This is a genomic window from Microbacterium psychrotolerans (assembly GCF_031085295.1).
In the GTDB taxonomy this organism is placed as follows: domain Bacteria; phylum Actinomycetota; class Actinomycetes; order Actinomycetales; family Microbacteriaceae; genus Microbacterium; species Microbacterium psychrotolerans.
On sequence record NZ_JAVFWO010000001.1, the window covers coordinates 987,848 to 1,000,682 of the forward strand.

Below are 12,835 nucleotides of genomic sequence, written 5' to 3' on the forward strand. Positions count from 1 at the left end.
CTGTCTCGGGTGCCGGCTAGACAGCCAGCGCCTTGGCCTTGAGGTGGTCGAACTCGGCCTGGGTGATCGCACCGGAGTCGAGGAGGGTCTTCGCCTTGGCGATGTCGTCTGCGGCACTCGCCCCCGAGCCCGCGGTCTGCCGGATGTAGGCATCCTGAGCGGAGCGCAGCTCCTGCGCCTGCGCGATCGAGCGCTTCTGCATCCCGTTGCCGCGCGCGATCAGGTACACCAGCGCGGTCAGGAAGGGCACGAAGATCAGGAAGAGGATCCAGACGGCCTTGAGCCAGCCGTTCAGTTTGTCGTCGCGGAACAGGTCGCCGATGATCGAGAAGATCACCATCAGGTACGCGACGAACACGAAGATCCAGAACATCCAGGCGATGAAATCCCAGAAGCCGCCCATGGATACCAGCTTTCTCGACGGGGTCGACCCGTCGCTGTGCGGTTGTAGACACCGCGTCCCTCGCGGTGCTCTGGATCGGAGACTACCGCCAAACACGCCGGATCGGCATGACCGATTTTCGAAGCTTTCCTGACCGCTTAGCGGCATCATGTTCCCCATGACCGATGAACCTGAGGGCTCCGCCACCGACGTGGTGCCTGCGGTCGTCGCAGAGCGCCCGCGGCGCTTCGCCAGCGTCCTCGCCGCGCTCGATCACCCGCTGGGGACGGGGTTCCTCGTGACGATCGGCGTGCTCGCCGCGCTCGTGCTCGGATCGGCGATCGGCTCGATCTCGACGATCCTCGTCTACATCGTGCTGGCGATGTTCCTCGCACTCGGGCTCGACCCGATCGTGCGCATGCTCGAGCGTCACAGGGTCAAGCGCGGCGCCGGCATCGCCATCGTGTTCTGCGGATTCGCGCTCGTGGCGGTCGCGTTCTTCGTCTTCGTGCTGCCGCCCGTCATCGCCCAGATCGTGCAGCTGGTGGAGGCGATTCCCGAAGGCGTGGAGAACATCCCACAGTCGGAGTGGTTCGCGCAGCTCACCCCCGACGCTCAGGCGGCGATCATCGCGGGCATGGATCAGCTCGCCGACTGGATCTCGACGCCGTCGACCATCGCGATGCTCGGCGGGGGCGTGCTGGCGGTGGGTGTGGGCTTCGTCGCCGGGATCTCTGCGAGCTTCATCGTCATCGCCCTCACCCTCTACTTCCTCGCCTCGCTCTCGGCGGCGAAGCAGGCGCTCTACGCGCTCGCTCCGGCGCACAGCCGCGTTCGCCTGGAGGACCTCACGGAGCGCATCACCGGCTCCGTGGGCAGCGCGCTGATCGGCTCGGTGATCCTCTCGTCCCTCAACGCCGCGGCCGTCTTCATCCTGCATGTGGCGATCGGACTGCCATTTCCGGCGCTCATGGCCGTGATCGCGTTCGTGATCACGCTCATCCCGCTGTTCGGGTCGGTGATCTTCTGGATCTTCGCCTCGATCGTCGCGCTGTTCAGCAGCCCGACCCAGGCCCTCATCTTCTTCATCGCCTACCTGATCTACATCCAGCTCGAGTCTTACGTCATCAGCCCCCGCGTGATGAACAAGGCGATCGCGATCCCCGCCGCCCTGGTGCTGATCGGGGCCCTGGCCGGCGGAGCGCTGGCGGGCGTCGTCGGAGTCCTCGTCGCGCTGCCGGTGATGGCGTCGATCCTGCTGATCATCCGCGAGGTCGTCGTCCCCCGCCAGAACCTCAAGGTCTGACGCGACGAGAGACGGATGCCGCGGCCCGCGGCATCCGTGCCCCTTCGGCCTGCACGCAGCCCCCGGCGCGGCGACGGTTCTCGCCGCGGTTGGGCCGCGGTCGGCGAGGCAGGGGATTCCCAGTGAAACGCAGGACGCCGCCCTGGGTCTCGACGATGATCCCTCGTCTCGTCGCCAGGCCGATCGCGGTCTCGGCGCCAGAGCTGGGGGAGCGCGCTAGAAGGACCGCGCCTTGGACTTGGCGAACGACCTCGGGTTATGGGCCAGCGTACTCAGGTACCAGGGCTGGCGGGGGTGCACAGGTGCCAGACCGGCGTCGCGCAGCTTCAGATCGAGCGGTTCGAATCTCATGGTGTCGCTCCAGTCCCAGCGGGCGAAGCCGCCCTCGTGGCGCCGAAGACGGTCTTCCCGCTTCTTCTCGCGGATGAAGTGGGCTTTCATCGCCTGGGGGTCGCTGGCGTCGTACTTTCCGTAGCCGTCGGATTCGCCGATGATGCGCAGTCGACGCCAGTAGAAGTCGGAGCGGTCGGTCGCGCCTTCGTACGAGAATTCGCTCTGCAGCTCTGGTTCCTCGAAACCCAGCCACTCGATGACCGCCCTGCTCACAGCCTCTCCCGCCGACTCGGAGTCAGCAGTGGCACGCGCCTGCACCCAGTCGAGCTGTCGGACGCCTCGCCGGTTCGACTGCGCACGACCGCGTTCGCTGATATCGAGCGCAACGCCGTCCGCCCGGAGGATGCGGGCGGCCGCGTCCGCCACGGCGAGAGCAAAGGCGGGAGGAAGCGCACGAGCAAGATCGACCGCCGTATCGGCGACCGAGGTCGCGCCCAGACCGCCGGCGTCCGACAGTTCGCGGGCATCCGCGTAGCCATGAACGATCACGTCGCCTTCGCGCCACGAACGGCCATCAGAGCTCAGCACGTGGATGTGCGTCGGCTCGCCGAAGACAGGCAGCCCTTGCAGCACGGCTGCCGACTCGAGGCAGAACACCGGTGCCTTCCAGGTATGGGCCACGGCGAGCACGCGCACCCGATATTGCTCCCAGGGTCGCAGGCCCGCCCACACGTCCTTGCGGATGTACACACCCGGGCGGATGCGATGCAGTCGTCCGTCGCGATCCCGTCGCGCGATGTCGAACGGCAGCCCGCGGCCGAACAGGAGAGTGGTGGGAAGGTCGGCTGTCACCAGCTCAGCCTGCGGTCTTACGCGTCCCAGCCCACGGCTGATCGCGGTCGGTGGTGGACAACATGCGCCGCATCGGCGTCTCGTCGCGGCCGGGGAGGAGGCGAGCCTCTTCGAGGCAGGAAGTTTCCGCCGAGACCAGGGGCGTCGCCCCCTGTTTCGGCGGGAATCCCCTGGCTCGGCAAGGGAACCTTCACCTTCGCCCGGGTGGGTCAGTTGAGGGCGGAGGTGAGGCGCATCAGGCCGTCGAGGAACGTGGCCTTCGCGGGCTCGCGGCGCCACTCCTCCAGCGTGAGCTCGCGGCCGGCGTCGCGGTAGCCCTGCTCGACCTCGCGCATGCCGGCGACGAAGGACGCGCCGCGTACCAGGAGCGAGACCTCGCTGTTGAGGCTGAACGAGCGGATGTCCATGTTGCTCGAGCCGATCACGGCGATGTCGTCGTCGATGGAGAAGTGCTTCGAGTGCAGGATGAACGGCGCGGGGTAGAGGAAGATCCGCACACCCGCTTCGAGGAGGGCGGTGTAATACGACCTTTGTGCGTGCCACACCATGAACTGGTCGCCGATCTCGGAGACGAAAAGCTGCACCTCGATCCCCCGCTGGCACGCCGTCGTGATCGCGTAGACCATCGCCTCGTCCGGCACGAAGTACGGGCTCGTCAGGATGACCTTCTCGGTCGCGCCGTAGATCAGCGACAGGAAGAGGCGCAGGTTGTTCTCGGTGTCGTAGCCGGGGCCGCTCGGCACGACCTGGCACTGCAGCGCGTCGGGCGCGGTCGAGACCGGGAGCTCGGCCGCCGGCACCTGGGCGGTCTGCGAGAGGTCCTCGCCGGTCTCGATGAGCCAGTCCGACAGGAAGACGGTGTTGACGGATGCCACGACCGGCCCGGTCAAGCGCGTCATGAGCTCCTGCCACTTGAGGCCGCGCTTGATGTTCTTCGGCGAGTCGTATGTGCGGTCGATCAGGTTCTGCGAGCCCATGAAGCCGACGCGACCGTCGACGACGACGATCTTGCGGTGGTTGCGCAGATCGGGGCGCTGGTACTTGCCCTTGAAGGGCTCGACCGGGAGCATCCACGCCCACTTCACGCCGATGCGGTCGAGCTCCGCCAGCATCGCCTTGCAGCCAGGGACCTTCTTGGTCGCGACGTAGTCGGCCAGGAGACGCACTGTGACGCCGCGGGCGACAGCACGCTCCATGGCCCCGAAGAATCCGCGGGTGGTGTCGTCCCACCCGACGATGAAGAACTCGATGTGCACGAATTCCTTCGCCGTGTCGATCTCGGCGGTCATCGCGTCGATCGACTCCTGGTAGTGCGGCAGAAGCGTCGCTTCGTTGCCTGATGAGGCGGGAAGGGCGGTGAGCGTCTGGTTCTGCTGCACCACGCGCTGGAACCAGCGCGGCCACGAAGCATCCATCTCATCCAGCGCGCCTGCGGCCACCCGGCTGCGGATGATCTCGTCGATGCGCGCCTGTTCTGCGCGTCTCTTCTGCGGCAGCCGGTAGTTGCCGATGACGAGGTAGAGCACCACGCCGACGCCGGGCAGGACGACGATGAGCAGGATCCACGCCATGGCTGCTGTGGGCTTGCGCCCGCGCGGGATGACGATGAGCGCGGTGACGACGATCGCGGCGTGCACGAGGACGGCGAGGGTCCAGGACAGGTTGGCGAGGAAGGTGGAGTCCACGTCCGTAGTGTGGCACCCTTCCGCGGCGGGACACAGCAACCGCACACCGTGTGCCGGGGCGTCGGCCGGGGCGTCGACGTCCGACTCGCCGATCCGGAAGCCGTCCTCAGAGGTGGTCGGCCGGACGCGCTCGATAGAGTCGCCGCATGACCGATCAGCTGCCGTCGTGGCGGGACACGGCAAGCAGAGCGGCGATCCTGGACTTCGTCGCCGCCGTGACCGCCGAGGGCGGCCCCGACTTCGTCCCGCCGGACGGGCGCGTTGCGGTGTTCGACAACGACGGGACCCTCTGGACCGAGAAGCCCATGCCGACACAGCTGCACTACCTGCTCGAGCAGTGGAAGGCCGCGGCGACCGCCGATCCGACGCTCGCGGATCGTCAGCCTTACAAGGCCGCGGCTTCGGGCGATCTCGCGTGGCTGGGGCAGGCCGTCGACAAGCACTACCGCGGAGACGACTCCGACCTGGGCCCGCTGATCGCGGCGGTGGCGCAATCCAGCGCCGGAGCGAGCGTCGAGGACTACGAGGCATCCGTCGCCGCCTTCTACCGCGATGCGCGGCACCTCTCGCTCGGCCGCTCGTATGCGCACACCGTGTACCAGCCGATGGTGGAGCTGATCCGCTTCCTCGAGGCGAACGGCTTCAGCGTCTACATCGTGTCGGGCGGCGACCGGGACTTCATGCGCCCGATGACGCAGGACTACTACGGCATCCCAGCCGAGCGCGTCGTGGGCACGGGGATGGGCCTCGAGTACGACGCGGACGACAACGTCGTGCGGTACACGCCCCAGCTCGCGTTCGTCGACGACGGGCCCGAGAAGCCGGTCCGCATCTGGATGCGCGTCGGCCGCCGGCCGATCCTCGCCGCGGGCAACTCGAACGGCGACATCCCGATGCTCCGCTTCGCACAGGGCAACCCCCGCAGCCTGAGCGTGCTGATCAACCACGACGACGACACCGGCCGCGGCGATGCGCCGTACGACACGGGGGCGGAGCAGGCGCTGGCGACGGCATCCGCCCACGGGTTCACGGTCGTGAGCGTGCGCGACGATTGGGCGCAGGTCTTTCCCGCCGACATCTGACGCGACGGGTCAGGCGTCGCTCGCGCAGCGGAAGCCGATGTGCGACATGCCGGTGTCCTCGGCCTGGGGGGAGCGCGCGGCCGGCCGGAAGCGCAGGCAGTACTCGGGCGAGCACAGGTGCGAACCGCCCTTGAGCACGCGGCGCGGGATGGACGGGAAGCCCTCCTGGGCGCTCGCCGCCGCCAGCAGGTTGGCCCGCTTGCCGGCGTCCACCGGCTTGTCCGAGAGACGCAGGTGCCGCGGCGTGTAGAAGTCGGTCGTCCACTCCCAGACGTTGCCGGTCATGTCGTAGAGCCCGTAGCCGTTCGGCGGGTACGAGCCGACCGGCGCAGCATCGCCGACGCCCTGGTTGTCGTATGGAAAACGCCCGAGCCACGAGTTCGCCTGGGCCACGCCCTCCGGGTACGGCTCGTCGCCCCACGCGAAGCGCCGGCCGTCGAGCCCGCCGCGGGCGGCGTACTCGTGCTCGGCCTCGGTCGGCAGGCGCAGCCCCGCCCACTCGGCGTAGGCCGTGGCGTCTTCGAAGGCGATGTGCACCACCGGATGCCGCAGCCTGTCGTCGATGGACGATCCGGGTCCGAACGGCTGACGCCAGGAGGCGCCCGCCTCCCACCGCCACCAGTTGCGCCAGTCGCGCAGGTCGACGGGGCCGGGGGTGGGAGTGAAGACCATCGCCCCGGGCGAGAGCGAGGCGACATCGGCGCCCGGGAAGTTCGCAGGGTCGAGCTCTCGCTCGGCGACGGTGACGTAGCCGGTGTCGTCGACGAACGCGGCGTACTGGGCGTTGGTCACCGCATACCGGTCGATCCGGAAGGGAGCGACCACGCGCTCGTGCACCGGCTTCTCGTCGGGGTAGAAGTCCTCCGACCCCATCCGGAACACGCCGCCGTCGAGCTGCACCTGGTCGTGTGTCGGCGAAGTCACGGCTCCACCGTAGCCCGGTGTGGGAGGGGGGTGCCCGGATCAGGGCCGCGACCTGATCCGGATCAGAAGCTGCCGATGCCCTTGCCGATGATCGCGACGGCGATGACCAGGAGCAGCACGGCCATGATGACGGCGTTCTCCTTCGCGAGCCAGCCGCGCAGGGCGTCGAGGGGGCCGCGCAGCTTCTCGGCGGCGATGAGGTAGCCGACGACGGGGACGAGGACGGTGGATGCCGCGATCAGCGTGAAGACCGCGATCACGACCACGATCGAGCCGGCATCGAGGCCGGCTGCCCCGATCGTCACCCCGGCGCTGGCCGCGAGGAGCAGGTTCTTCGGGTTGGCGGCCGACAGCAGGAATCCGAGGCCCACGGCCTTGGGGAAGGTGATCGTGTCGATCGCCTGCATCCACTTCGGCAGAGCCGGCTCCGCGCCCGCCTGGGGCCGGCCGCGCCACTGTCGCAGCGCGAGGAGCAGGAGCAGGATGCCGAGGACGAGCTGGATGACGCCCTTGATCGGCTGTGACGTGTCCTCGTCCGCCTCGGGGAGCACCGACGACAGCAGGGTGAAGACCGTCACCGCGACGACGATGCCGACCACCCACCCGAGCAGGAATCCGGTGCCGGTCACCCGCGCTTTCGGGGACAGCAGCATCAGGATGGCCGCGATGATCGGGATCGGGCTGATCGCGACACCGAGGGCGAGCGTGAGGATGTCTCCGATGACGGCGCCCATGGGCGTGGCCTCCTGGGAGTGGAGCGATGCGGACGTGGCTACCGTACCGGCCTGCCGCGCTCAGGCGCCGTTGATGCGATCCCGCCACTCCAGCAGGGGCGTGAGTGGCGAGAGGTCGTAGTCGGGGCCGTCGATCGCCGGGATGATGAGGCGGAAGCCCAGCTCGTACAGGCGGGGCGCGGCATCCGTCTCGAGAAGCGGGCCGAAGCCGCGGATGGTGTAGCCCGTCGACAGTTCGATCTCGGCAGGATCGCGGCCTTCTCGCGCGCACCATTCGTGCAGCACCCCGATCTTGTGCGGCATGTCGTCGAGCCGCGTGAAGGTGTGCCAGATGTCGGCGTGCTGCGCGACCATCCGCAGCGTCTTGCGCTCGCCCTGGCCGCCGATGAGGATCGGGATCCGCCGGGTGGGCGCGGGGTTGAGCCGCTCCCAGCGCGAGCGGATGCGCGACAGATCGTCGGCGAGGGCGTCCAAGCGTGAGCCGACCGTGCCGAACTCGAAGCCGTACTCGTCGTAGTCGGGCTGTGCCCAGCCCGATCCGGTGCCGAAGATGAGCCGGCCGGTGCCGGTCGCGCGGGCGCTGATGTGGTCGACCGTGCGGGCCATGTCGGCCTGCAGGTCGGGGTTGCGGTACGAGCTGCAGTTGACCAGCGGGCCGAGTTCGACGCGTTCCGTCTGCTCCGCGAGCGCGGCGAGCACCGTCCACGCCTCGAAATGCTCGGCGTCCATCGGCTCGGTGAGCGGGAAGAAGTGGTCCCAGTTGAAGATCGCGTCGACGCCGAGATCCTCCGCGCGCAGCACGGCGTCGCGGTACGCGGTGTACGAGGCATGCTGCGGCGCCAGCTGCACGCCGATCCGCAGCGGGCGATGGGCAGCGGGATGCCGGGGCTCGGTCACGTCTGAGGACCCCGTCAGCTCTTCGGCTCGATGCGCAGCACCTCGGGCGACTCGCCGACCGACAGGTCGTCGACGATCCGCAGGGTGCGCGCGAGGTCGTCGACGCTGCCGATCACGGTGCCGAAGCGCTCGCGGTCCGAGCACACCGCCGTCACCGTCACGAAGTGCGTGCCCGTGTCCCACGTGTAGGTCGCGAAGGGCGGCGTGCGCGGGTCGGGCGGCAGCGACAGCTCGAGCTTCTCGCCGACCCCCAGATACGGGTTGCGGAACGACTCGGTGTCGTCGTACTCCATGGGCATCATCGCGCGGGCCGCCCGCAGGTCGTTCGTCGCCTGCTGCACCTGCGCCATCACGACGACGAGCTCGGCGTCGGCCTTCCACACCCAGACGAGCACGCGGCCGGCGGCCTTGCGCATGAGGAAGGGGGCGGCCTGACTCATCGCCCACGCCGCGACGCCGCTCCCGGGGCGGGGACCCGCGGTCGCTGAGCCCGTCGGACCGGCCATCGCCGTGCCGGCCTGTCCGAGCAGCATCCGTATCGCCGCCTTGCGGTGGCGGCGCCCGCGGAAGCCGAGCGACTCGGTCACGGGAACCCAGAGGTTGGGGTCGGCATCGGCCTGCAAACGGGGCATGCGACCAGCGTACGTGCCGGGTCCGGCGCGTTCCTGGAGAGCCCCCGGGAAGCCTCGGGTACAGTGGATCCGCGCGGCGACCAGCCCCCCGCCGCCCGCCCGCCGCACAGACAGGCCCCAACCCCGTGACCGATCCTGCGACGCCCGAAGACATCCCCGCCGCGACCCCTCGCCCCTTGAAGATCGTCATCGGCGCCGACACGTTCCTTCCCCACGTCAACGGCGCCGCGCGCTTCGCCGAGCGTCTCGCCGCCGGCCTGGTGGGCCGCGGCCACGAGGTGCATGTGATGGCCCCCAGCAAGACGCACCGGGAGCACGGCACGTTCACCGAGGTCATCGAGGGACAGCCGATGACGATGCACCGGCTGCCGTCATGGCGCTGGTACCCCCACGACTGGCTCACGTTCGTCATGCCGTTCCGCTCGAAGCACTACGCGCGCCGCGTGCTCGACGAGGTGAAGCCCGACGTGGTGCACAGCCAGTCGCACATCGTGATCGGGCGCGGCCTCACCCGCGAAGCGCGCAAGCGCGGCATCCCGGTCATCGCGACCAATCACGTCATGGCCGAGAACGTGCTCGACTTCACCGTGCTCCCCGCCTCGTGGACGCGGTACGCGGTCAAGCTCGCGTGGCAGGACGCGGAGCGCACGTTCAAGATGACGCGGGCCGTCACCACCCCCACGCGCAAGGCCGCCGAATTCCTCGAGCGCACGATCGACATCCAGGGCGTCATCCCCGTCAGCTGCGGCATCGAGGCTTCGAACTACACCGCCGACCTCTCGCCGCGCGACGCGCACCGCCTGGTGTTCGTGGGACGCCTCACCACCGAGAAGCAGATCGACGTCGTGCTGCGTGCGATCGCGCAGCTCGACCCGGCGCTCGACGTGCGGTTCGACATCGTGGGCAGCGGTGACCAGCGCCGCAACCTCGAGGCGCTCACCTCGGACCTCGGTCTCACCGACCGCGTGCACTTCCACGGACACACCACCGATGAGGAGCTGCGGTCGTTCCTGACGAACGCGAGCCTCTTCGTGATCGCCTCGATCGCCGAGCTGCAGTCGATCGCGACGATGGAGGCGATGGCGTCGGGACTGCCGATCGTCGCCGCCGACGCCGTGGCGCTCCCGCACCTCGTGCACGACGGCGAGAACGGCTACCTCTTCCGCCCCGGCGACGTCGACGATCTCGCCGCCAAGCTGACGACGGTGCTCACCCAGACGCCCGAGGAGCGCGAGCGCATGCAGCTCGCTTCGCTCGAAGGCGTCAAGGTGCACGACATGCGGCGCACGCTCGACACGTTCGAGGCGCTGTACCGCGACGAACCGCTGCCCGAGTAGCCGCCGTGCACGTCGTGATGTTCGGCGACCAGCACGTCGAGTCCCTCGGCGGGGCGCAGGTCTCGATGCGGCTGCAGCGGCGCTTCCTCGAGAAGGCGGGGCACACGGTCACGATCGTCGCGCCGGCGATGCATGGCGCGCGGGCGCGCGCCGGCGCACGGCTGCTGAGCGAGCCGGAGAGACGAAGCGCCGATCCTTCGTACCTGGATCTGCCCTCGGTCCCGATCACGCTCGACCGCGAGTACTCGATGACGTGGCCCGGACGCCGCACGGATCGATGGCTGGATGCCGCGCTCCGGCGTCGCATCCGCGAGACCGGGCGCCCTCCGGTCGACGTCGTCCATGTGCAGGCCGACTTCTGGGGCGCATTCATCGGCCATCGGTTCGCGGAGCGCCACGGGTTTCCGGTGGTGCACACCATGCACAACCGGGTAGACGTGGGCATCGAGGCGACGGCGCCCTTCCCCGGGCTGGTGCTGCGCGTGCTGAACGCCTGGCAGCGTCGGGCGCTCGGGGTCTTGAGGGAGGGCGAGCCGGTCGGACGCGACGGCTGGGCGTACCTGCGACGGTTCGCGGGCCGGTCGGACGCCGTCACTGCTCCGTCGTCGCACTTCGCCGGGCGGCTCGAGGCTCAGCGGGCGGTGCCAGGTGGCCGCCGCGCGGCGGCATCGCACCTCGGCGCGTCGCCGACCGTGCCCGCGGTCGACGTGATCTGGAACGGCATCGACGACGACGTGCTCGATGAGGTGCTCGCCGCCTCACCCGATGCGAAGGCACTGCTCGGTGACACGACACGCAGGGGCGCGACATCCGTCGCCGGCGCATCGGACGAATCTGTCCGTCTTTCCGCGCGCGCGCCGGGACCGCCGCGGTTCGTCTGGCTCGGGCGCATGAGCCCCGAGAAGCGCCTGCTCCCCTTCCTCGAGGCGCTCGCGGCGTCGGGAATCGAGGCCGGGGTCGAGATCATCGGCGGCGGTGGGCAGCTGCGTGCGGCGCGGCGCCTGGTCGAGAACCTGCGCCCCCGCGCCGATGTGGTGTTCTCGGGACGGATGCCCTACGCCCAGACGCTCCGCCGCATCGCCGCCGCCGACGCCGTCGTGCAGACCTCGATCGGCTTCGAGACCCAGGGCATGACGATCTTCGAGGCCGCCTCGCTCGGGACCCCGGCGGTGGTGAGCGACCCCGACCTCGCGGCCGAGCTCGGAACGGGCTTCTGGGCGGTCGGCGACGGCGTGACGGCGGACCCGTCGGTCGCCGCGCTGGCCGACGCGCTGCGAAAGGCGGCATCCGACATCGCCGCCGGAACGGCGCGTCAGCCCGATCCGTCGGTCCGCGAGCGGTTCCGTCAGTCGTCGCGGACCGCCGCGATGATCGAGGTCTACCAGCGCATCATCGTCTGATCTTCTGGGGAGGGCGCAGAGGGCGCCGGTCAAGGGAGGCGGGTGCGGTCGGTGGGAATCCGACGGTAGCCGTCGGTGCGAAGGGCGGCGATCGTCGAGGAGAGCGCCACCGCGGACAGTGCTGCGAGAAGAATCACCATGAACATGGCAGAAACGCTACGCTTGCGGGAGAACTGCCACGAGTGGCAGAATAGCCACGAATCGCAGGAAAACTGCCACACACGGAGGTCCGCATGCACACCGTCGCCTGCATCGTCACGGACGGCTTCGCGCCGTTCGAGTTCGGGGTCGCCTGCGAGGCCTTCGGTCTCGATCGCTCGGATGACGGCATCCCGAGCTTCGACTTCCGTGTCGTGACGCCCGATCCCGGCGTCGTGGAATCGAAGATGGGCTTCTCGATCAACGTCCACGAGGACTTGTCGTTCGCCTACGAGGCGGACCTCGTCGTCGTGTCGCCGGTGCCCCACCAGTACTGGGGCCGCATCGACGAGCGTGTGCTCGACGTGATCCGGGCGGCGGTCGCCCGCGGCGCGTGGGTGCTGAGCGTGTGCAGCGGGTCGTTCGTGGTCGCCGCAGCAGGGGTGCTCGACGGGCGCCGTGCGACCACCCACTGGATGTACGCGAAGAAGATGAAAGAGATGTACCCGTCCATCGACGTCGACCCCGACGTGCTCTACGTGCAGGACGGCCGCATCATCACGAGCGCCGGCACGGCAGCCGGCCTCGACGCGTGCCTGCACCTGCTGCGTCAGGAGCTCGGCGCCGAGCTGACGAACATCATCGCCCGCCGCATGGTCGTTCCGCCGCAGCGGGACGGCGGACAGGCGCAGTTCATCGCCAACCCCCTGCCGGCCACCACCTCCCTCTCGCTCGCACCGGTGACCGATTGGATGCTCGACAACCTGCGTCTCGAGCTCACCGTCGACCAGCTCGCCGCCAAGGCCCACATGTCGCCGCGCACGTTCGCCCGCCGGTTCAAGGCCGACCACGGCGCGACGCCGGCCGCGTGGCTCGCACGCCAGCGCATCATCCACGCGCAGCGCCTCCTCGAGAAGACGGACCTCGGGCTCGACCGCATCGCCTACGAGAGCGGCTTCGGCTCGGCCGCCGTGCTGCGGCAGAACTTCGCCCGCGTGCTCGGCACCACCCCGACCGCGTATCGCTCGCGGTTCGCGTGCAACGACGACCACACGGCCGATGCCCCGGCCTCCGTCGAAGCGGTGGCCGAGGCATCGATGCTCGAGTCCGTGGCGTGACCCGGGCGGAGCCGG

The 12,835-nt window shown here is 69.3% G+C and carries 12 protein-coding genes; 5 read left to right on the plus strand and 7 right to left on the minus strand.

Translation table 11 applies throughout. From position 1 onward, the window contains the following. Window positions 1-16: 16 nt before the first annotated feature. Complete coding sequence (locus tag Q9R08_RS04310) at window positions 17-403, minus strand: SHOCT domain-containing protein (RefSeq protein ID WP_308866599.1); 387 nt, start codon at window positions 401-403, stop codon at window positions 17-19. Window positions 404-560: 157 nt separating this feature from the next. On the opposite strand from Q9R08_RS04310, the gene Q9R08_RS04315 reads away from it, so the two are divergent. Next, entirely contained in the window at window positions 561-1,688 is a 1,128-nt protein-coding gene (locus tag Q9R08_RS04315; RefSeq protein WP_308866600.1) for an AI-2E family transporter, read from the plus strand. A gap of 216 nt (window positions 1,689-1,904) precedes the next feature. On the opposite strand, the gene Q9R08_RS04320 is transcribed toward Q9R08_RS04315, so the two are convergent. Both Q9R08_RS04320 and cls read right to left on the minus strand, forming a co-directional pair. After that, a complete protein-coding gene (locus Q9R08_RS04320; RefSeq protein ID WP_308866601.1) occupies window positions 1,905-2,873 on the minus strand; it encodes a hypothetical protein in 969 nt (322 codons plus the stop codon). Window positions 2,874-3,082: 209 nt separating this feature from the next. Continuing rightward, window positions 3,083-4,558, minus strand: coding sequence for a cardiolipin synthase (cls, locus tag Q9R08_RS04325; RefSeq protein WP_308866602.1), 1,476 nt, complete (start codon window positions 4,556-4,558; stop codon window positions 3,083-3,085). Window positions 4,559-4,704: 146 nt separating this feature from the next. On the opposite strand from cls, the gene Q9R08_RS04330 reads away from it, so the two are divergent. Beyond that, window positions 4,705-5,640, plus strand: coding sequence for an HAD family hydrolase (locus Q9R08_RS04330; protein ID WP_308866603.1), 936 nt, complete (start codon window positions 4,705-4,707; stop codon window positions 5,638-5,640). 9 nt (window positions 5,641-5,649) lie between these two features. Here Q9R08_RS04330 and Q9R08_RS04335 read toward each other — a convergent pair whose 3' ends face one another. The 4 genes from Q9R08_RS04335 to Q9R08_RS04350 all read right to left on the minus strand — a co-directional run bounded on the left by Q9R08_RS04335 (window position 5,650) and on the right by Q9R08_RS04350 (window position 8,827). Beyond that, entirely contained in the window at window positions 5,650-6,564 is a 915-nt protein-coding gene (locus tag Q9R08_RS04335) for a formylglycine-generating enzyme family protein (protein WP_308866604.1), read from the minus strand. Between the two features lie 62 nt (window positions 6,565-6,626). Further along, window positions 6,627-7,298, minus strand: a complete 672-nt coding sequence (locus Q9R08_RS04340) for a GAP family protein (protein WP_308866605.1) — start codon at window positions 7,296-7,298, stop codon at window positions 6,627-6,629. Window positions 7,299-7,358: 60 nt separating this feature from the next. After that, on the minus strand, window positions 7,359-8,195 hold the full coding sequence (locus Q9R08_RS04345; RefSeq protein ID WP_308866606.1) for an LLM class F420-dependent oxidoreductase: 837 nt from the start codon (window positions 8,193-8,195) through the stop codon (window positions 7,359-7,361). A gap of 14 nt (window positions 8,196-8,209) precedes the next feature. After that, on the minus strand, window positions 8,210-8,827 hold the full coding sequence (locus tag Q9R08_RS04350; RefSeq protein ID WP_308866607.1) for a hypothetical protein: 618 nt from the start codon (window positions 8,825-8,827) through the stop codon (window positions 8,210-8,212). A 125-nt stretch (window positions 8,828-8,952) separates the two neighbouring features. Here Q9R08_RS04350 and Q9R08_RS04355 point away from each other — a divergent pair, with 125 nt between their 5' ends. The 3 genes from Q9R08_RS04355 (at window position 8,953) to Q9R08_RS04365 (ending at window position 12,820) form a co-directional block, all read left to right on the plus strand. Further along, entirely contained in the window at window positions 8,953-10,164 is a 1,212-nt protein-coding gene (locus Q9R08_RS04355; RefSeq protein ID WP_308866608.1) for a glycosyltransferase, read from the plus strand. Window positions 10,165-10,169: 5 nt separating this feature from the next. Further along, complete coding sequence (locus tag Q9R08_RS04360) at window positions 10,170-11,564, plus strand: glycosyltransferase (RefSeq protein WP_308866609.1); 1,395 nt, start codon at window positions 10,170-10,172, stop codon at window positions 11,562-11,564. A 233-nt stretch (window positions 11,565-11,797) separates the two neighbouring features. Beyond that, window positions 11,798-12,820 (plus strand): GlxA family transcriptional regulator, encoded by a 1,023-nt coding sequence (locus tag Q9R08_RS04365; RefSeq protein WP_308866610.1) that lies wholly within the window; start codon window positions 11,798-11,800, stop codon window positions 12,818-12,820. Window positions 12,821-12,835: the final 15 nt, after the last annotated feature.

Bases quoted from the DNA above. Each gene is read 5' to 3' on its own strand.
- Q9R08_RS04315 (WP_308866600.1), top strand. From the start codon at position 561: ATGACCGATGAACCTGAGGGCTCCGCCACCGACGTGGTGCCTGCGGTC.
- Q9R08_RS04310 (WP_308866599.1), bottom strand. From the start codon at position 403: ATGGGCGGCTTCTGGGATTTCATCGCCTGGATGTTCTGGATCTTCGTG.
- Q9R08_RS04350 (WP_308866607.1), bottom strand. From the start codon at position 8,827: ATGCCCCGTTTGCAGGCCGATGCCGACCCCAACCTCTGGGTTCCCGTG.
- Q9R08_RS04330 (WP_308866603.1), top strand. From the start codon at position 4,705: ATGACCGATCAGCTGCCGTCGTGGCGGGACACGGCAAGCAGAGCGGCG.
- Q9R08_RS04365 (WP_308866610.1), top strand. From the start codon at position 11,798: ATGCACACCGTCGCCTGCATCGTCACGGACGGCTTCGCGCCGTTCGAG.
- Q9R08_RS04340 (WP_308866605.1), bottom strand. From the start codon at position 7,298: ATGGGCGCCGTCATCGGAGACATCCTCACGCTCGCCCTCGGTGTCGCG.